Consider the following 19357-nt stretch of genomic DNA (forward strand, 5'->3'; position numbering starts at 1 on the left):
CATAAGGAGCGCGCGTGTACCTCATCACCGGTGCCAGCGGAGAGCTGGCACAGACCGCAGCAGAGCTGCTGCTCGAGTCGGTTCCCGCCGACCAGGTCATTCTGACCACGCGGGCTCCCGAGAAGCTGCAGTCCTTCGCCGACCGCGGCGCGCAGGTGCGGTACGCCGACTTCGCCGAGCCGGACAGCCTGGAAACCGCCTTCACGGGGGCGCAGCGCTTGCTGATCGTCTCCACCGCCCAGGTCGGGTCGCGGATCGGGTTCCACCGCAACGCGATCGAGGCGGCCGGGCGCGCCGGGGTCCAGTACATCGCCTACACGTCGATCGTCGGCGCCGGTATCGAGGAGAACGACGCCGTCGTCTGCGTCGAGCACCGCGCGACCGAGGCGATGCTCCGCGACTCGGGCCTGCGCTGGAACGCGCTGCGCGACGCCCAGTACGCCGAGGCGGTGGCCTACTTCATCGCTCCGGGCGCCGTCGCCACCGGGAAGATGATCGGGGCCTGGGGTGAGGGCACGGTCGGGTTCGTCGCGAAGGAGGACTGCGCGGCTGCCGCCGTCGGCGCGCTGCTCGGCCGGGGCGAGGACAACCGGGCCTACGAGGTCACCGGTCCGGAGAAGCTGACCTACCGTCAAGTGTGCGCCATGGCCGCCGAGATCAGCGGCGCCGCCATCGAGTACGTCCCGATCAGCGACGAGGACCAGTACGCCATGTTCGACGCCATGGGTGTACCCCGGGAGTACCAGGACGACATGTCCTCCTCCCCCATCCCGTGGAACAGTGACGACATGGTGTCCTTCAGCCGCGCGATCCGCGTGGGGCACATGTCGTCCCTCAGCGACGCCGTTTTGACCCTGGGCGGGCGGGCCCCGCGCTCGATGCGCTCGGTGCTCGAAGCGGCCGCGCCCACCTGGCCGCCCGCGGGCGCCGCCCCGCAGCCGGCCCCGGTCGACAGCGTTGTGGAGGCAGCACGATGACCAGCGCGCACACCGGCGAGGACACGACGTACCTCGGCGAGAAGGCGTTGCAGGCCTTCACCGACGTACTCGGTGAAGACGGTGTCGTCCTCGGAGAGGGCCGCTTCCACGAGCAGTACCGCGACAAGTACTGGCACCGCGACGACGACACCTACGACCCGGCCGCGGTCCTGCTGCCCCGCAGCACCGAGGAGGTGCAGGCGGTCGTCCGGATCGCAGGCGAGTTCGGAGTGCCGATCTGGACGTCCTCGCAGGGCCGCAACTACGGGTACGGCGGCTCCTCTCCCCGTATCAAGGCGACCGTCGTGGTCAGCCTGACCCGGATGAACCGCGTCCTCGAGATCAACCGTGACCTGGCCTACGCGGTGGTCGAGCCGGGCGTGCGATGGTTCGACCTGCATGAGGCGTTGAAGGAGTCCGGCAACGAGGACCTGATGGTGACCGTTCCCGACCTCGGCTGGGGAAGCGTCATCGGCAACTCCCTCGACTGCGGGATCACCTACCAGCCCTACGGCGCCGACTTCATGGCGCCATGCGGGATGGAAGTCGTGCTGGCCAACGGCGAGTTGCTGCGCACCGGCATGGGTGCCATCCCGGACAACAAGTCCTGGCACACCTACAAGCGCGGCCTCGGCCCGGTCCTCGACGGCCTGTTCATGCAGAGCAACTACGGCATCGTCACGAGGATGGGCTACTGGCTCATGCCACGGCCACAGGCCTACGCGCCGTTCTTCCTGACGGTGCCACGGGACGAGCACCTCGATCAGGCGATCGACATCATCCGAGGGCTCCGCCTGGACGGCACTCTGCGCGGCGTACCGAGCATGTACAACACCGTGACGCTGGCGGCCCAGTTCCCCGACGTGATGGGCCGGTTCGCCGGCGCGGAGGGGGCGTTCAGCGAGGAGACGCTCGACGAGCTGGCCGACGCGACGGGTCTCGGCCGGTGGGCCATGCGCGGGGCCCTGTGGGGTGACACCCCCATCGTCGAGTACCAGCTGGACAAGATCCGCAAGGCGTGGAGCGCGATTCCCGGCGGCAAGGTTCTCTTCGAGCGGACGTACGGCCCCGACGAGTACGACCAGCTCCACACCATCCCCGACAAGTGCCAGGCGGGCCTTCCCACCGTCGAGCTGCTCGACGCCATCCCGGAAGGCATCGCCCACATCGGCTTCTCCCCCGCCATCCCGCTGGTCGGGACCGACGTACGGGAGGTCGTCGACCTCTTCGACCGGATCGTCAGGGAGAAGGTCGGCGTCAACGTCGCCGGAGGGCTGCTGATCATCAATGAGCGGACGGCGCTCTACGTCACCGGCCTCAACTACGACTACCGCGACGCGGAGCAGTGCCGGAAGGCCTACGACGCGGTGAAGGTGCTGGTGGCCGAGGCGGGCAAGCGTGGCTACGGCGAGTACCGCGCCCACCTGGACTTCATGGACCTGGCATCGGCGCAGTACTCCTTCAACGACCACGCCTACCGGCGGTTCTGCGAGACGATCAAGGACGCGGTGGACCCGAACGGCATCCTGTCGCCCGGCCGCCACGGCATCTGGCCGGAGAGGCTGCGGCACCTCGCCGACCGCGACTGAGACGGTCTCTGACATGCGGTGAGGCCCCGGCAACAGCCGGGGCCTCAGTGCTTGTTCCTGCTATCAGGGTCGGTGCGCGGCCGGCCAGATTCCCTGCTTGCCGGGGGCGAGGATCCCGACCGGGTCGATCGCGTCCTTGAGCTTTTCGGTGAAGCGGCGCATCGCGTGGTCGTTGAAGTCGTACTGGTCGGCGACCAGGTCCATCGCGTCGAGGTGGGCCCGGTACTCGCCGTAACCGGCCTTCGCCGTCTCGAGAATCAGTTCCCGGCAGCGGCGTCTGGGCCCCGGGCAGGTCGTACGACATGATCGTGTAGGTCAACTACCCGGGACTAAAGTCCCGGGCTTGCACAACGGGCATCACTGGCTGTGATGCTGCGTTTGCGTCCAGCCCCACCCTGGGAATTCCGGAGTGGGGCGGGGGCCGTTGACTGGGCCCCGCGTCGCCACAACTCCCACGCGCGGGCGCGGATGTTGCGGGAGCCGTTCCGGTCTGCGTGATCAACGAATCCGCAGTTCCGGCATGCGAAGAAGGCCTGGGAGACCCGGTTCGCCGGGTCGATGTGCCCACATTCGGCGCAGGTGCGCGAGGTGTACGCCGGGTCGACGTGCACTACTGGCACCCCGGCCTTGCGGGCCTTGTACGCGATGAACTCTCCGAGCTGGTGAAACGCCCAGGAGGAGTGGGTGGCCCGTTGGGGCTTGCGAAGCCGTACCCGCTCACGGATGCCCGTCAACTCTTCCAGGGCGATTCCGCGACCGGTGCGTTCTGCCTCGGCCACCACATGTTTCGCGATCTTGTGGTTGATGTCCTTGGCCCGCCGCGCCTCCTTGCGCCTGCGTTTCTTCAGGCGCCGTTTCGCGGACGGGGTGTTCTTCTTCCGCAGTTTGGTGCGCAGGCCGCGCTCACGGACCCGGACGCGGTTGAGCTCGCGCCCGGCCATGATCTCGCCGTCGGATGTGGTTGCGATGTTCACGATGCCCAGGTCGATGCCGAGGAAGTCCGCCGGAGCCGTGTTCAGCTCCGCCTCGGGAACCTCGCAGGTGGCGCTGAGGAACCACATGCCGTCGCGTTCCAGCAGGTCGGACTCGCCCTTGCGGTACAGGGCGAGCGTGGCGAGCTGCTCCACCGAGGCGGTGAAGGCCACGTTCTTGACCCGCCCCGACGTGGTCCAGACCGACACCGTGCGCGCGGCGATCTGCCACGAGAGCATCCGGTCGTCGTAGGGCTGGGCGCCCTGGGGGCGGAAGGCGACCGGCTTCTCGGTGGCCTTGCGGTAGCGCTTCGAGCCGGGCTTGCCGAGGTTGCCGGCCTTCAGGTTCGCCTTCAGCGTGGTGTACGCATCACAGGTCTTCTTGATCACGTGCTGGGCGGCCTGCGCGCCCAGGCTCCACCTCGACTTCACCTCGTCGTAGGTGTGCTTGCGCAGGGGGAAGTTCTTGAACTCCCCGCGCTCGAAGGCGATCTCACTTACCCAGGTGGCGGCCTCGTTACAGGCGTGCAGGGTCGCCTCAAGCGCCGCCGCCTGTCCGGGCGTCGGCTCCAGTTTGACCTGCACCACCAGCTTCACGATCACTGATCGTAGGCACCCGTACGAGATGCCACCACGCGTTCGGCCGCGTTCATCACATCGAGTGACTCAACCGACCACGCGCTCGCATCACCCGGCCGCTCCCCGGCCGAGCCGACACAGTGATGCTGCGGCGCTCCGCGCCGCAGCCACGGGGATGCGATTCCTCCCGAGCGTAAACGCCCGGTGTTCCTCGCAAGAATTCGCTGAAGTCCGGGGTGATCAGCCCGCCGACACGGTCCCAGTCCTGACGGTTGAGGGCGTCAACGAATGCGCGGACGACGTCCTTCGGGTCTGTGGGCATCAGAGTTCTCCTGCGGTGACGGCGGATGCGCGGCCGAACGCCGCCTCGATCCTGGCCGCGCGCTCGGCGACCATGGGGTACCACTCGGGATGGGTGACGATGTGGGTCTCGCCGCGCGCGAGGCCGGCGAGCACGATGTCGCCCACCTCGGCCGGGTCCAGCCAACGCAGCGCGGCGAGCTCCTTGTTCTCGGAGATGTCGTTCTGCACGAAGCTGCTGTCCTCCACCCCGGCGGGCCTGGTACGCAGGCTCCGTGCGATGTTGCTGCGGACCGTCCCCGGCGCGAGCACCGCGGCGCCCACGGTGGAGCCCTCCCGCTCCAGCTCGCAGGCCAGCGCCTCGGTGAGCGCCATGATGGCGAACTTGGTGGTGGCGTACGCCCCCAGTCCTGGCATGTCGGCGACGAAGCCGCCCATGGAGGACGTGTTCACCATGTACGCCGGCTCGCCGTGCTGTTTCAGCAGCGGCAGGAAGGCATTCACGCCGTGGATGACGCCGTGGAGGTTGACGTCGATGATCCACTTCCAGTCCACGACAGTCATGTCGGCGATGGCCGACTCCGGGGCCACGCCGGCGTTGTTGAACACCAGGTGCACCTTGCCGAACCGGTCGAGGACCTGGTCGGCCAGCGCCTGCACGCTCGCGGCGTCCGAGACGTCGGTGCGCACGCCCACGGCCGCGATCTCCGCGGCCGTGGTGCTGAGCGGACCCTCCTCGATGTCGGCGATCACCACGTTCGCGCCGCGCTCCGCCAGCCGCTGCGCGATGCCCTTGCCGATGCCCGAAGCGCCGCCGGTCACGACGGCGACGAGGCCGCTGACGTCCTTGATCGCGGTCATGGGCGAGCCTCCCCGTTCGTCGTGAGGTCAGTCGAAGGGCCGGTCCGGTGGGCGCTGGGCCATACGCCGTGCCGTCCGGGCGACAGGATGCCGTTCGGTCCACAGCGTCCTTGATCTTCTCGACGAAGCGCCGGTAGGCGTGGTCGTTGAAGGAGTACTGGTCGGCCGCGAGGTCCATGAAGTCCAGGTGCGCGCGGTACTCGCCGTATCCGAGTGCGCCCACCTCGCTCACCAGCATCTTCGCGGTGTCCACCGCGGCCCGTACCTGCTTCTCGTCGCGGGTGTCGAAGCTGAGGCTGCTGCACACGATGGCGCTGCGGTCGTTGATGGGAAAGATCGCGCACACGAAGTTCGTGCCGGCCCGCTCGGTGACGAGCCGCTGGATCATGTCGACGACGCGGCGCACCTCGCCGCCGGTCAGAGGTACGACGGGCGAGAAGCCGATGTGCCCGAGGAACTCCGGGAGAACCTCCATCATGTCCATGCTCGGGATCCCGGCCTGGACCTTCTCCATGAACGTGCTCAGCTCGCCCCACTCGTCCCGCAGGAAGGTGCGGTTGTGGTCGACACGCGATCCGTCGATGGCCGCCCACGCCGCACGGATGCGCCGCAGCTGGTGCTCGACGACGGGCACGTCGCCCCACAGTGCGGTGCGCAGCCCCCATCGCCCGACGCCGGCGCGCGTGGCGAGCTCTTCGAGGGCCTCCTCGCTCATCGGGCCCTCGGCGCCCATGAACTCCCCGAGGAGCTCGGGGAACTGAGCGGACATGGTGATCGTGTTCTGCAGGTTCGGTACGCCCCCGATCACGCCGTCCAGGCGGAGCTCGCGGATGATGTCGACGGCCTGCGCGAGCTGGTCGTCCCGGGGAACGGTGAGATAGACCGGGGCGTACGCCTCCTGACGGCGCTGCAGCCACACGCCCGCGCGCGTCACGACGCCGTAGTTGGACTGCATGAACAGCGGGTCGAGCACCGGACCGAGACCACGCGGATAGACGTGCCAGGACGGGTTGCCCGGTACGGCGCCCATGCCGGTCCGCAGCAGCTCCCCGTCGGCGAGGACGACCTCCATCCCGCAGATCTTCTGGAAGCCCGACCCGTTCGGGCCGTAAGTCACCCCGTTCTCGAGGGAGTTGCCGATGACGCTGCCCCAGCCGATGTCGGGGATGGAGCACCACAGGTCACCGTTGCCGGAGGCCTCGAGCGCGTCGTACAGGTCGAACCACCGGACTCCGGGCTCCACGACGGCGTACGCCAGCTCGCGGTTGATCTCCAGTACCCGGTTCATCCGGCGGAAGCTGATCAGGAGCGAGCCCCGAACGCGGGGGGACGGGCCGCCGTAGCCGTTGTTGCGTCCCTGGGAGGACGTCCATACCGGGATGCGGTACTCGTTCGCGACCCGGAGGATTTCCCGCACCTGCTCGGTGGAGGTGGGGAACACCACGGCGGAGGAGTCGTAGGTGCGGTCGCCCTGGAACCAGTACGGGTCCCGGTAGGTGTCCCGCTCGTCGTCGGACAGCAGGACCGCGTCGGCGCCGACGATCGCGACGAGGCGGCGCACCGCTTCGTCCGGCAGGCCTTGGGCGGTCGGGCTCGTGCGGTCTTCCGCGGCGGCCGTCACAGCGACACCCCCGTGGAGGAGAGGTCTGTCTCCAGCCGCTCCAGCCACGCGATGACCGGCTTGACCGTGTCGGAGGAGTTGGCCTCCAGGATCAGCCCATGGCCGTTGCCGACGATCCCGGCGTCGGCGAGCGCCAGCAGCGCGGCGTCCGCGCCCACCGCGCGGAGGAACTCGACCAGCGGCGGCGACTGGGCCGCGCTGCCGGACGCGCTGCCCGTCACGACGCCGACCGGGGTGCCGCTGAGACCGGGGATGCGGTACTGGGAGGGGTCCGCCTTCAACTGCTCGGGGGACTCGATCGCCGGCTCGGTCGCGAGCTCGGCGTAGGTCAGGCCGTAGGTGATCTCACCCAGGCCCGGGAACTCGGCGTACGGCGGCCCCATCGGCTCCACCGCGACGATCCCCTTGACCAGCTCGGGGCGCCGGTTCGCGGCGAGCCACCCGCCGGGGCTGCCCGCGGAGTGCGTGATCAGCACAGCCGGGCCGATGCGGTCGAGCAGTGCGGCGAGCCGTTCGCCGTCCAGCCGCTGCGCTTCGGCGAAGTCGGCCATGAAGAAGCCCATCGCCGAGGTGAGCTGCTGGAACTCCTCCCCGTCGAGCGTGCGGTCCCAGGGCCACTGGGTCTGTGTTCCGGCGGCTTCCGGCGGAGCGAACAGGAAACTCGCGAACTCCAGCGGCAGCGGCGGGGCCACGTCTCCCAGCACGTCCGGGTGGTGCGGCGAGCGCCCGTGGCCGGGCCGGTCGACGACGTACACGGCGTACCCGGCGCGGACCAGGTCGTACGCCCAGCCCTGCCGGCCGTCGGGTGTGGTGAGCCAGTCGGTGCCCTGCCCGCCGCCGCCGTGGACGAGGAGGAGCGGGTAGGGGCGGGTGACCTCGACCGGTGACATCCACTCGACGTAGAGCGGTCCGCGCGGGAGGGTGCCGTACGGCGTGGAGATCTGCTCCCCCGGAACCCAGAAGGACCCGGTGCGGACGGTGATCGGCTCGACCCTGTCGTCGAGATGGGGTGGTGTCTTGCTCATGGTCGGGTCCATGGTCGGTCCTGTCTCGCAGCGGCGCGGGGAGGGACGGTGGGGCAGGTTGGGGGGACAGGTGAGGCAGGAGGGGAGGGTCATCGGGCCTCGGGCGCCGGAATCTCCAGCAGCAGGTTGGCGGTGTTGCGGAACGCCTGCTCGCGCAGCATCGGGTTCCGGTGGGTGACGAGCGAGGTCATGTCACGGAAGATCCGGTCGAACCTCTCGCCCTGCCGCATGGAACCCGACCCGACGGTGCGGAGCAGGTCGTGCTCGAGCGTTTCCCAGAGCTGGACGATGATCTCGCGGACCACGCAGGCCAGGCTCCAGTCGTCGACGAAGGTGTACTCCCGGCTGCCGTCGACTGTGCCGCGGCAGTACTCCATGTGCTTGGCGATGACTCCGTCGAGCGCCAGCTCGGCGGTCTTGATCTTCGTCCAGGCGGAGCCGTAGTGACGCTGGTAGTCCACGTCGTACAGCCGAAGCTGTACGGGCGGCAGCGGGGTCTTGCGGGTGCGCATGAGCCGTTCGAACTCGTCGAGAGCGTGGTAGAGGCCGCCCACGGCCAGGCTTGCCAGCGACACCGTGAAGGTGAGCAGGCCGCGGCCGGCGTACATGGGGTTGCCGTGCAGCTGGGAGCCGACCGTGCCGTCCTTCACCGGGATGTCGATCATGTTGGCGTCCTCGATGACGAGGGCCGTCTCCACGAAGGCGTCGGTGAACTTGATGCTCTCCGAGCCCGTGGCCTTGAGTCCGGTCGACTCGCCCCAGTTGTGCAGGCGCTCGAAGGTCTTCTCCGGGGCCAGGAACATGCCCATCACCGGAGCGGAACCGTCCTCCTGCGCGACCATGCACTGGCCGAGATACCACGTCGAGTAGGGGATGCCGGAGCAGTAGTCGACGACGCCGTTGAGGACGTAGCCGCCCTCGGTCTTCTGGGCCTTGACCGTCGGTGCGGACACCGACGCCGCCCTGAAGTCACGGTTGTCGAACGCCCGGTCCTGAACCTCCTTCGGGTACCAGGAGGCGACGTGGAGGGCGTGGTTCGCGGCGAGCGCGAAGCACCAGGCGCTGCCCATGTCACCTCGGGCAAGCTCCTTGCACACCTCGAAGAACGTCTTGGGTGACGTCTCGAGCCCGCCGTACGTCTTCGGCACGAACATGTCGTAGAAGCGGTTCGCGAGGAACTTCTCGTGGATGTCCGGCGGGGTGTGGGTCAGCCGCTCCGCCTCCTCCTGGTGGGCGAGCAACTCCTCCCGCATCGCCCTCGCCCGCTCGACGAGCTCCTCTTCCGACGGCGCGGCCAGGTCGGTCTGCGCGGCGGCGTGTGCTGTGGTCATCGCATCTCCTAAGCGCCCGGAGGCACACATCACGTTTGCTGCCGTCGCAGCGGCAGAGGTGGTTTTGAGGGGTTCAGTCGACGGCGGTCACGTGGATGCCGCGGCGCAGCTCGTCCTGGCCACGCATCTCCAGCGGGCGCTGCGCGTGCTGCCCGAGTACGGCGGCGACCCGGGCCAGATCAGCTGCCTCGTAGCCCTCGACGAGCTCGCGATGGTCGTCGAGGAGCGAGTTGGAGGCATAGCTTCCGCGGTCCAGTGCACGCAGGTTGAGCCCCGGCAGGCAGAGGCGGCGGTAGGTGTCCAGCAGGATCGCGGACCCCGCGAGCTCGACCATGCACTCGTGGAAGCGCTCGTTGGCGCGCACCCACCCCTCGGGGTCGGTGAAGTGGCCGTCCTGGACGAAGCCGAGGGTGTCCTCCATGAGCTCACGCAGTCGCGCCAGCTGCTCCGGCTTCGCCTTCCCGACGGTCAACTGCGCGACGCCGATCTCGATGGCCAGCTTGGCCTTGTACACCTCGTCGATGATCGAGTTCGGGACGGGCGCGATGAGGTACTCCCCTCGCTCTCGCCGAATGAGCCCCTCGTCGGCCAGCGCGGCCAGAGCGCGGTGGATGCGGTTGGCGTCCACCCCGAACTCCTCGGCCCACCGGCCGGTTTCGATGGCCTCCTCGAAGTCGCTGCCCATGTCCAGCACGCGGGCACGGACCTCGCGCAGGACCGAGGCCTCCGGCGCCGTCTGCATCCGGCCGAAGCGGCCGCGGAAGTAGGCGAGCGGATGGCCGGAGTACGACGTCGCCTCCTCGACGTGGGCGAGGAACACGTAGTGGGTGCCCGCCTCGACCTGCTCGGCGACCCGGCAGATGAGGTGCGCGATGGCGCCGACCAGCAAGGGCGAGCCGTTAGACGCGGTTTCGGTGGGCACCCCGTCGTACTTGTCCGGGACGCGCGAGGCGAAGCGCGTGGCCAGGTCCACGTGGTCCTCGGCGAGGACGTTCACCGCGAAGGCCCCGCTGTCGCGCACCGCCGCGGCGGTGGCCGAGTTCCGGTTGAGACAGATGAGCAGCATCGGCGGGTCGTCGGTCAGCGAGCTGACCGCGCTCGCGGTGCTGCCGTACCGGGTGCCGTCGCACTCCGTCGTAATGACGGTGACGCCGGTGGCGAAGCGCCCGATGACGTCGCGGAACTCCCGCGAAGTGACCGGGCTGGGGCCGGCCTGCGTGACGGATGACGGCGTGGACATCACAACCAACTCCTCTGGAGGCCCGCCGGGCAGGGCTCCGCGTGAACTCTGTGTGAACTCGATACGGGACTGTATGACGATCGCACAATCGCGTAAAGAGGGGATAGAACGTGCCGACCAGAAGGTTCGGCAAACCAAGGTCGCCACTGGCGCTGATTCCCTGCCTGCCTATAGTATCGTCATACAAAGTTTCATGTCGAGAGGAGAGCTCGATGGCCGCAAGCCTGTACGCCGCGGACTCCGCGCCCCACCCTGCGGCGGAGGGCACGGTCGACCACCTCCTCGGGGTGGCCGCCAGACTTCGCCCCGCCCTCCGGGCCGCGCAGACAGAACACGAAGCGCTCGGCGGCTACTCGGAGGTGATCCACAAACAGCTCCTCGACGCCGGCTTCTACCGAATGCTCCAGCCGAAGCGGTACGGCGGCCTGGAGTTGCCCCTTGAGGACTTCCTCCGTGTCGGCACAGAGATCTCACGCGGCGACCCGGGCGTCGGCTGGTCGTTCATCCTCGGCGCCGGACACGCGTGGCACATCGCGTCCTTCTTCCCCGAACAGGCGCAGGCGGAGCTCTTCGCGGGCGACCTCATCGCGCCCGGTCGCACCATTCCCCGTGGTCGGGCGGTCCGCACCGCGCACGGCTACCGGCTCTCCGGCACGTGGGACTACTGCTCGGGATCGATGTGGAGCACCCATGCGATGCTCGTCGCCCCGACCTTCACCGATGCGGACGAGGCGCTCGGGCTGCGCGTGTTCATCGTCCCGCGGTGCGACTACGAGATCCTCGACGACTGGGGCGGCGACCGCATCCTGGGGATGCGGGCCTCCAGCTCGAACTCCATCCACGTCCCGGACGCGCTGGTCCCCGAACACCTCAGCGTGGTCTACGACTTCAAGGAGCAGGTCCTGGGCGACCAGGGCACGATCGGCTACCAGCTGCACCGCAACCCGATGTACCTGGGCCGGACGATCGCCTTCTTCAACTGCGAGCTCGCCGCCACGCAGATCGGCGCCGCCTGGGCTGCCGTCGACATGTTCGAGGAGCTGATGACGGAGCGCCCGACAAGTTTCCCGCCCATGATGCCGAGGACCGAGTCCACGGAGTACCACCGCTGGTACGGCAAGATGCTCGCGCAGACCGACGCCGCCGAGACCCTGCTGCTCGGCGCGATGCGCCAGTACACCGAGCTGGGGCGGCGCTGGGAGCGCACACGCCAGGAGTTCACGCCCGAGGAGGACGCCCGGCTGCGTGGCGTGATCCTTCAGGGCGCTCAACTGGCCAACGACGCCGTCGACTTGGCCTTCTCCTCGGCCGGGTCCAGCTCGGCGCGACTCGGATCGCCGATGGCGAAGTACTACCGGGACGTGGCGATGTTCAGGACGCACATCGCCGCACAGTGGGACGTCACGTACGGGGCGCTTTCGCGCTACCACTTCGGGCAGCCGCTGACGTTCTGAGCCACCACGTGGCGACGGCGTTCCAGCCGGCATGCACCGCAGTGGGACCGGACTGGGTTACCGAGCCCCTGTCAAGAGGCTCGGAACCACGGTCCTCGCCGCCGCCGGCGCCCGGCTCCTCGGCCGTCTGCCGTCTGCCGTCTGCCGTCTGCCGTCTGCCGTCTGCCGTCTGCCGTCTGCCGTCTGCCGTCTGCGCGAGCCTCACCGGTCCTGTATCTCCTTCAGGCTCTGGAGGACGTTGGCGGCGACGCGCCGCGTGTGCTTGGTGGAGACCTCGGCCGCCGTGTCCGCGTCCCGCTCCCGGACGGCGGTGACGATGTCGCGCAACTCCTGGATCGCCTCGGTGTGGTCTGCCGACATGCCCTTGACCCGCAGCACCCGCACCTTGGCCTGGACGCTCTCCACGAGCTGCCTCAGCACCCCGCTGCCGGCACCCGCCAGCAGGATGTCGTTGAAGTGGTGACGCGCCTTCAGGACCTTGCGCGGCTCGGCGGACTCCTCCGACGCGACTTCGGCGAACCGCTCCGCCGCCACTCGCAGGGCGTGCACCTGCGAGCGCGTCGCCTTCTCGACGAACCGTCTCACCAGCAGGCTCTCCAGGGCGGCCCGGATCTCGTAGAGGTCGCGCGCCTCGTCCAGGGTGGGCACCGCGACCACGGCGCCCTTCTGGGGCACGACCTTGATCAGACCTTCGGAGGTCAGCTCCCGGAGCGCCTCACGCACGGTCGTTCGCGAGACGTTGAGCTTCTCGACCAGCTCCCGCTCGACGAGACGCTGGCCCGGCTCCAGGCGAAAGTCCAGGATCGCCTCGCGCAGGGCCGTGGCAACCTGCTCGCGCAGCGGTGCGGCGACACGGCCGACAGGGCTCGTTGTCCAGGCCGAGGCGAGCGAGTTGGAGGTCATGGACATGACCCGACCCTTCTTGAATGGCGATCAGACCGTCCTACAAAGATACCCGGTTCTCCAGACCGAGAACCCACGCCTGCGCCGGTGAGTGCCAGATCGGTCAGGTCGCGAGACGCGACCTGACCGATCTGGCACGAGAGGGCGGTCCACGACGTCGGCCGCGCCGACCGGGCGAGTGGCAATGACGACGCCGGCTGCGCCGTACCGGTGGAGCCGCCGGGCTGCCCGCGCCCGAGGTCCCCTACGACGCGCCGTCCGCCTCGGCCGTGAAGGTGGGTGCGACGCCTGCCGGCAGAGCGGCTCGCATCGCCGTCACCCGTCACCCGTCACCCGTCACCCGTCACCCGTCACCCGTCACCCGTCACCCGTCACCGGGAGGCATCCCCCGCGCGATGCCGCTCGAGGAGCGCGTCGTCCGTCACCGAGACGTCCCACAGACCCGCTCCCCCGCCGCGGCGGTTGGTGTTCTGGACACTGGCGCCACCGTCGACGGAGAGGATCTCACCGGTGACGTAGGTGGCCTCGTCGCTGAGCAGGAACGCCACCGTCGCAGCCACCTCGTCCGGCCTGCCGGCGCGCCGCAGCGGCGACGTGGCCGCGCGCCGGCGCATGTCGGCCATGCCGGCCTCGCCGAAGATCGGCGTGGGCACAATGCCCGGAGCCACGGCGTTCACCCGCACTCCGATGGGCCCCCCGTAGACGGCGGCGCCGTGGACCAGCCCAACCGTGCCGTGCTTCGAGGTGGTGTACGCGAGCAGGTCGTTGCTCCCGCGCAGGCCTGCGATGGAGGAGGTGACGACGATGGACCCGACACTGCCGCGCTCGAGGTAGTGGCGGAATGCCGCCCGTACGCCGAGGAACGGGCCCCGCAGGTTGACGGCCATCACCTTGTCCCACTCCTCGACGGACACGTCGACGAGGTCGGTCAAGGAGCCGGCGATCCCGGCATTGAGATGGTGCAGGTCCACCTGTCCGAACGCGGCAACGGCAGCCTGCATGTACGCGTTCACGCCGTCCTCGGTGGCCACGTCCGCACCGACTCCGACGGCATCTCCGGGCACCGCCGCGGCGACCGCCTTGGCAGCACCTTCGTCGAGGTCGACGGCGACGACCTGCACCCCCTCCTCGGCGAGCCGCTCCACCGTGGCACGTCCGAGGCCGCCCGCGGCCCCCGTGACGACGGCGACCTTCCCAGCCAGTCCGCGCAGTGTCATCTCGTTCGCCTCACGTCTGTCGTAGGTGTCGTGGTTGTCGTAGGTGTCGTGGTTGTCGTAGGGGGGTCGGGACTCAAGCTCTGCTTGAGGTTGCGCAGCGCCGTGACGGACGCCGCCTGGATGTGGTCGCGGTACAGCGACGCGGCGGCCACGGCGTCCTTCGCCTCAATGGCCGCGGCGATCGCGCGCAGCTCGTCGACGGAGGCGTCGGCCCGGCCGTCGGCGGACATGGAGGTGGCTCGGAGCATCCGCACCCGGGCCTGGATACCGTCGGCGATCTGCCGCAAGGCCGCCGAACCGGCGCCTTCGACGAGCACCTCGTATATCCGGTCCTTCGTCACTAGGACGCTACGGATGTCCTGCCGCTCGGCGACGGACTCGGCGAACCCATCGACGGCCGCCCCGAGGCGCAGGACCTGTGAACGCGCGGCCCGCGCACAGAATCGTTCAACGATCAGCGACTCCAACGACGCGCGTACGTCGTACAGGTCGCGGGCGTCCTCCAACGAGGGAGCAGTGACCACCGCACCCCGGTTCGGCACGACGCTCACCAGCCCCTCGGCGGTCAGCTCGCGCAGGACCTCGCGGACGGTGGTCCGCGAGACGCCGAGCTGGTCGACCAGCTCGCGTTCCACCAGCCGCTGTCCCGGCACCAGACGGAGGTCCGCGATCGCCTCGCGCAGGAGGGCGCCCACCTGTTCACGCAGGGGCGCTGCCACCCGTCCCAGGGGCTTGGAGTTCCACCCCTCGGAGGGCGGAGTGGCCGGTGGCATGGGTCACCGGCCCGCCGGAGCCGTCCTGGTGAGGAGCTCCTCACTCAGTACGGGGAGTGCCTGGAGCGCGCTCTGCATGCCCATGACGCTGGCGATCTCCATGACCTCCAGCAGCTCACCGACGGTGGCGCCGTAGCCCAGCGCGTTGTCCATGTGCGCCTTCCAGCCCTTCACGTACAGGTGCGTGGAAGCGCAGTCGAACGCCGTGTAGATGAACTCCTTGACCTTGGGCTCCAGCGAGCCGTTCTGCCAGGACACGGACGAGAAGTCGGTGTAGGCCTCGAACAACTCGGGGTCGAGTTCGAGGATCTCGTCCCAGAACTCGTGCCAGTAGCCGCGGTTGGCGGTGAACCGTTCCTTCAGCTCGGTCCGGTACGCGTCGAGCTCACCGGGCCCGTGGCGCAGACCGCGCTCTTCGAGGAGCTCGGCGAGCAGGGGCACGCCGATGTTCATCGCGTGGATCCCCACGGTCGTTGTGAGCTCGATGACCTCGGTGATCTCGCCGGGGGTCGCACCGAGATCGAGGGCCCTGCGGATGTGTCGGCGCACGCCGGGGGCGTACATGTGCGTGGCCGCCGCGTCGACGGCCAGGTAGACCAGCTCGCGGGTCTTGGCGTCGAGGTGGCCCTTGCGCTGGGGCACACCGGCCAGCCGCACGTACGCCGCGAGGAGCCGCGGTGCGAGCTCGAGCACCGCCTCCCACTGCTTGTCCCACGCGCCATGCAGCTCGACGACGGCGTCTTTGAGCTCCTGTGCCGCTGGGAGCTCCTGTCCGGATGGGAGCTCCTGCGCCGACGGGTGCTCCCACTCCGACGGCAGCTGAATCTCCGTACTCATCCCGTCACCAGCTTCCGGTCGGCTGTTCGCTCAAACGTCCACCGGGCGATCTCGGTGTGGTCCGCAGTGTCGGGCAGCTCCTCCACTGCACGCTCCCAGATCTCCACGGCACTCCCGGAGAGCGGGCTCGCGACGCCGAGCTCTTGGGCCAGGTCGACGGCGATACGCATGTCCTTGACCATCAGCTTCATTCCGAAGCCGGAGTCGTAGGTGCCGGGCAGCACGAAGTTCGGGAACTTGTTGTCCGTCGAACCGCTGCGCCCGCTGGAGGCGTTGATCAGTTCCACCATGACAGCGGGGTCGAGCCCGAACCGCTCGCCTGCCAGGACGCCCTCGGCCGTGGCCAGCAGGTGCGTGGCGGAGAGCAGGTTGTTGATGGCCTTGAGCGCGTGCCCGGCGCCCACCGGGCCGGCGCGACGGACGGTGCCCATGGTCTCCAGCAGCGCGGACAGGCGCTCGACGTCATCCTCGGCGCCGCCCACCATGATCGTGAGCTTGCCCCTTTCGGCGCCTTTGACCCCTCCGGAGACCGGCGCGTCGACGAGGGTGACACCACGGCTCCCGAGACCGGCGGCGAGACGCCTGGTGGAGAGCGGGTCGGAGGAGCTCATGTCCACGACGGTGCTGCCCTCGGCCAGGGCATCGGCAACCGTCGGGTCGCCGAGCACCGCCTCGACGACCGTGCTGCTGGGCAGCATGAGGATGACGACATCGGCGCCTCGAACAGCGTCGGCCGCGGTCTCGGCGGTCCGGGCGCCGGCGGCGGCCACCGCGGCACGGGCGTCCTGGCTCAGGTCGAACCCGGTCACGGCGTATCCGGCGCCGACGAGCCGCACCGACATCGGCGTGCCCATGTTCCCCAGGCCGACGAAGGCGACCGAGGGCCGATCGGAACGGTCAGGCATCGCCCTTGACCTCACCGATCACACGCTCGGCGACACGGAAGGACTCCAGTGCGGCCGGCACGCCGACGTAGATGGCCGTCTGGAGGAGTACTTCCTGGATCTCCTCGACGGTCACCCCGTTCGTGAGGGCTCCCTTGACGTGGACGCCGAGCTCGTGATTGCGGCCCAGCGCGGTCAGCATGGCGAGGTTGACCAGGCTGCGCGTCGCCCGCTCGAGCCCGGGACGGTTCCACACCGCGCCCCAGCAGTACTCGGTGACCAGCTCCTGGATGGGGCGCGAGAACTCGGTGACCTGGGCGAGCGAGCGCTCGACGTGCTCGGCGCCCAGCACGGCCTTGCGCGTGGCCAGGCCGGCTTCGTAGGTGTCGCTGTGAGGGGTGTCGCGGATGGGGATGTCCGTTGTCATGGGATTTCAGTCCTCTTCGGTGACGGGGGCGGGGTACTGCTCCGTGCCGACCTCCTCGGCCCAGGACGTCGTCCCGAGCGAGATGGCGGTGTGGGTCATGAAGGAGTCGGGGGCGGCGCCGTGCCAGTGCCGCTCACCGGGTGGGCACCACACGGTGTCCCCGGCCCGCAGTCGGCGGATGCCTTCCTGCTCTGTCCCGACGTAGCCGCTCCCCGCAAGCACCTGGAGGATCTGGCCGTGCTCGTGGACATGCCAGTACGTGCGGGCACCAGGCGTGAAGTTGACAGTGTTGATCGTCACGCCGTCGGTGGCCTGCATCGTGAGGTAGGCGTGCACCGTGCCGGTGAACTGCGAGCCGGTCTTGGTGCCGACGCCGTGCTGGGTTGTTCCGTGGATCAGCTTCACGGCCTGTCCTTCCCGGCGTCGTACACACCGTCGTGGATACGGACCCGCCCCGAGACATCGCCGATGGCGTCGACGACGGTGTTGCTGATGTCGTCGGCGTAGCCCAGTTGGAGGGCGAGGCCGAAGGAGGCCATGGGGGCGGAGGAGTTGGGACTCGCGACGCCGAGCCCTGTGAGGAGGTCGAGGTAGGCGAGGACGTCCTTCATCATCAGCGCGTTCGTCAGGCCGCCCTTGAGGTAGTCGCCGTTGATGATCTTCGGGAACCTGTTCAGCGTCGCGAAGTTCACCCCCGAGCTCGTGTTGAGCACATCGAGGAGCACTTGAAGATCGAGCCCCGCCTTGCGCCCGGCGACCATCACCTCGGCTGTCGCCGACAGCGCGACGGCGTTGAGGAAGTTGTTGAGCAGCTTGGCCGTGTGCCCCGCTCCGACGGATCCGCAGTGGAAGACGTTGGAGGAGACGGCCATGAGCACCGGACGCACGCGTTCGAGAGTCGCCCGCTCCCCGCCGACCATGAGGGTGAGCGCCCCCTTCTCCGCCGCCGCGGCACCGCCGGAGATCCCGGCGTCGAGCAGGGTTGTGCCGCGTTCGGCGAGCCGTTCGTGCAGGCGCAGGGTGGAGGCGGGGGCCGAGGTACTGAGGTCGACCACCACCTGACCCTCACGAGCCCCGGCGAGCACTCCCTCCTCGCCCAGTACCACCGCCTCGACGACCTTGCTCTCCGGCAGCGAGAGGAGGACGACGTCGCAGGTACGTGTCACCTCGGCGACGGACGCCGCCCTCGTGGCACCACAGGCGGTGACGTTCTCCGCGCGGGTGTCGTAGCCAAGGACGTCGTACCCGGCGGAGACCAGACAGCGGGCGATCCGCCCGCCCATGTTGCCGAGGCCGATGAAGCCCAGCTGCGAGACCGGCGAGGTCGTGTCCGTCATGCTGCTCCTCCACCTTGTGGGCCGCCGATGACCGCGACGAACTCCCCCATCGGACCGTCGAGCCGCCGGTGGCGGTCGAGCACGGCCGGATCGTGGCCGGGGACGAGGATCGCGTCACGGTCCGCGATGAGTTGGTTCATGTGGTCGAAGCCCCGGTACATCGCTTCCAGGTCGGCGACGACGAGGAACGGCAGATCGCGCTCGAGTTCCTCGTAGTAGTGCGTCGCGTCGGAGGCGAGGAGCACCAGGCCCTCGTTCGTGTTGACGGTGAGGATCGCCTGCCCCGGCGAGTGGCCGCCCAGCTCGATCATCTCCACACCTGGCGCGATCTCCTCGTGGCCGCGGTGGAACACCATGCGGCCCTGCTCGTGGACAGCCCGCAGGTGGTCGATCTCGCTGTCCTCGACGGTGTGGTGGAAGTGGAACCGCCGGGCGCAGTCGCCGGTCCAGAAGTCGAACTCCGTCCGGGGCACGATCACCCTCGAGTCCGCGAACAGGTCCACATTGCCCACGTGGTCGTAGTGGGCGTGGGTGAGAACCACCGTGGCCTCCGCCCGATCGATCCCCAGGCGGCTGAACGCCTCCCCGGGATGGATGAGGTGGCCCCGCTTCCGGTTGCGCCCGCCGAGCTCGCTGTAGCCGGTGTCGACGACGAGCGTGCGCCGTTCGTTGCGCACGACCCAGACGTAGTAGTCCATCCCGATCGGGCCGTCCGGCTCGCCGGACAGGTGGTGGTTGAGGAAGACCTCGCCGCGCGTCGTCGTACGGGACGCGTAGCGGACGATGAGGACCTCGTACGTCTCGTCGGCGTTCGGATTACTCACGGAAGCCTCGTATGATCGTCTGACAATCGGTTGGTGGGTCACGTTAGCCCAGTTCAGTCGCCGATCGCAATGCAGTCGGGCGGAGCCACATAGAGGGCCGACCTCAGCCTCGGTGCCGCTCCAACATGCGCCTGGCGATTCCGGTGACGACTCTTGACCTGCCCATAATATCGTATGACAATCATACGGCTTGCCGGGCCACTCCGC

19 protein-coding genes and 1 pseudogene are annotated in these 19357 nt (G+C 69.0%); 4 read left to right on the forward strand and 16 right to left on the reverse strand.

The features are described from left to right. Positions 1–14: 14 nt before the first annotated feature. Entirely contained in the window at positions 15–977 is a 963-nt protein-coding gene (locus QFZ76_RS02935; RefSeq protein ID WP_307672192.1) for an NAD(P)H-binding protein, read from the forward strand. Further along, positions 974–2566 (forward strand): FAD-binding oxidoreductase, encoded by a 1593-nt coding sequence (locus QFZ76_RS02940; protein ID WP_307672193.1) that lies wholly within the window; start codon positions 974–976, stop codon positions 2564–2566. The genes QFZ76_RS02935 and QFZ76_RS02940 overlap by 4 nt, the downstream gene beginning before the upstream one ends. Positions 2567–2629: 63 nt before the next feature. Here the strand turns inward: QFZ76_RS02940 and QFZ76_RS02945 are convergent, their stop codons facing one another. The 3 genes from QFZ76_RS02945 to QFZ76_RS02955 form a co-directional block, all read right to left on the reverse strand. Then, positions 2630–2770 (reverse strand): hypothetical protein, encoded by a 141-nt coding sequence (locus QFZ76_RS02945; protein ID WP_307672194.1) that lies wholly within the window; start codon positions 2768–2770, stop codon positions 2630–2632. Positions 2771–2895: 125 nt separating this feature from the next. After that, positions 2896–4134 carry a transposase gene (locus QFZ76_RS02950; RefSeq protein WP_307672195.1) on the reverse strand — a complete coding sequence of 413 codons (1239 nt, stop codon included), beginning with the start codon at positions 4132–4134 and terminating at the stop codon, positions 2896–2898. 303 nt (positions 4135–4437) lie between these two features. Then, positions 4438–5277 carry an SDR family NAD(P)-dependent oxidoreductase gene (locus QFZ76_RS02955; RefSeq protein WP_307672196.1) on the reverse strand — a complete coding sequence of 280 codons (840 nt, stop codon included), beginning with the start codon at positions 5275–5277 and terminating at the stop codon, positions 4438–4440. A 176-nt stretch (positions 5278–5453) separates the two neighbouring features. On the opposite strand from QFZ76_RS02955, the gene QFZ76_RS02960 reads away from it, so the two are divergent. After that, positions 5454–6038 (forward strand): hypothetical protein, encoded by a 585-nt coding sequence (locus QFZ76_RS02960; RefSeq protein ID WP_307672197.1) that lies wholly within the window; start codon positions 5454–5456, stop codon positions 6036–6038. A 281-nt stretch (positions 6039–6319) separates the two neighbouring features. Here the strand turns inward: QFZ76_RS02960 and QFZ76_RS51635 are convergent. From QFZ76_RS51635 to QFZ76_RS02975, 4 genes and pseudogenes are all read right to left on the reverse strand, one after another. Beyond that, positions 6320–6946, reverse strand: a pseudogene (locus QFZ76_RS51635) (FAD-binding oxidoreductase); the annotation flags it as partial. Then, on the reverse strand, positions 6895–7923 hold the full coding sequence (locus QFZ76_RS02965; RefSeq protein WP_307672198.1) for an alpha/beta fold hydrolase: 1029 nt from the start codon (positions 7921–7923) through the stop codon (positions 6895–6897). The gene QFZ76_RS02965 and the pseudogene QFZ76_RS51635, both read right to left, overlap by 52 nt. Before the next feature lie 89 nt (positions 7924–8012). After that, entirely contained in the window at positions 8013–9254 is a 1242-nt protein-coding gene (locus QFZ76_RS02970) for an acyl-CoA dehydrogenase family protein (protein ID WP_307672199.1), read from the reverse strand. A 73-nt stretch (positions 9255–9327) separates the two neighbouring features. Beyond that, positions 9328–10494 (reverse strand): flavin reductase, encoded by a 1167-nt coding sequence (locus QFZ76_RS02975; RefSeq protein ID WP_307672200.1) that lies wholly within the window; start codon positions 10492–10494, stop codon positions 9328–9330. Between the two features lie 212 nt (positions 10495–10706). Between QFZ76_RS02975 and QFZ76_RS02980 the strand changes: the two genes are divergently transcribed. Continuing rightward, the gene (locus tag QFZ76_RS02980) at positions 10707–11948 is read left to right on the forward strand and encodes an acyl-CoA dehydrogenase family protein (RefSeq protein WP_307672201.1); all 1242 of its coding nucleotides are present in this window, start codon (positions 10707–10709) and stop codon (positions 11946–11948) included. 201 nt (positions 11949–12149) lie between these two features. Here the strand turns inward: QFZ76_RS02980 and QFZ76_RS02985 are convergent, their stop codons facing one another. The 9 genes from QFZ76_RS02985 to QFZ76_RS03025 form a co-directional block, all read right to left on the reverse strand. After that, entirely contained in the window at positions 12150–12857 is a 708-nt protein-coding gene (locus tag QFZ76_RS02985) for a GntR family transcriptional regulator (protein WP_307672202.1), read from the reverse strand. Between the two features lie 365 nt (positions 12858–13222). Then, the gene (locus QFZ76_RS02990; RefSeq protein ID WP_307672203.1) at positions 13223–14068 is read right to left on the reverse strand and encodes an SDR family NAD(P)-dependent oxidoreductase; all 846 of its coding nucleotides are present in this window, start codon (positions 14066–14068) and stop codon (positions 13223–13225) included. Continuing rightward, positions 14065–14787, reverse strand: a complete 723-nt coding sequence (locus tag QFZ76_RS02995; protein ID WP_307672204.1) for a GntR family transcriptional regulator — start codon at positions 14785–14787, stop codon at positions 14065–14067. The genes QFZ76_RS02990 and QFZ76_RS02995 overlap by 4 nt, the downstream gene beginning before the upstream one ends. Before the next feature lie 57 nt (positions 14788–14844). Next, complete coding sequence (locus QFZ76_RS03000) at positions 14845–15678, reverse strand: carboxymuconolactone decarboxylase family protein (RefSeq protein WP_307672205.1); 834 nt, start codon at positions 15676–15678, stop codon at positions 14845–14847. Continuing rightward, the gene (locus QFZ76_RS03005) at positions 15675–16583 is read right to left on the reverse strand and encodes an NAD(P)-dependent oxidoreductase (protein WP_307672206.1); all 909 of its coding nucleotides are present in this window, start codon (positions 16581–16583) and stop codon (positions 15675–15677) included. Before QFZ76_RS03005 ends, QFZ76_RS03000 begins: the two co-directional genes overlap by 4 nt. After that, entirely contained in the window at positions 16576–16989 is a 414-nt protein-coding gene (locus QFZ76_RS03010; RefSeq protein ID WP_307672207.1) for a carboxymuconolactone decarboxylase family protein, read from the reverse strand. Before QFZ76_RS03010 ends, QFZ76_RS03005 begins: the two co-directional genes overlap by 8 nt. Positions 16990–16995: 6 nt before the next feature. Continuing rightward, complete coding sequence (locus QFZ76_RS03015; protein ID WP_307672208.1) at positions 16996–17394, reverse strand: cupin domain-containing protein; 399 nt, start codon at positions 17392–17394, stop codon at positions 16996–16998. Then, entirely contained in the window at positions 17391–18326 is a 936-nt protein-coding gene (locus QFZ76_RS03020) for an NAD(P)-dependent oxidoreductase (protein WP_307672209.1), read from the reverse strand. The genes QFZ76_RS03015 and QFZ76_RS03020 overlap by 4 nt, the downstream gene beginning before the upstream one ends. Further along, complete coding sequence (locus QFZ76_RS03025; RefSeq protein WP_307672210.1) at positions 18323–19150, reverse strand: N-acyl homoserine lactonase family protein; 828 nt, start codon at positions 19148–19150, stop codon at positions 18323–18325. The genes QFZ76_RS03020 and QFZ76_RS03025 overlap by 4 nt, the downstream gene beginning before the upstream one ends. Positions 19151–19357 lie beyond the last annotated feature (207 nt).

The organism is Streptomyces sp. V4I2 (assembly GCF_030817655.1).
GTDB classification, from domain to species: domain Bacteria; phylum Actinomycetota; class Actinomycetes; order Streptomycetales; family Streptomycetaceae; genus Streptomyces; species Streptomyces plumbiresistens.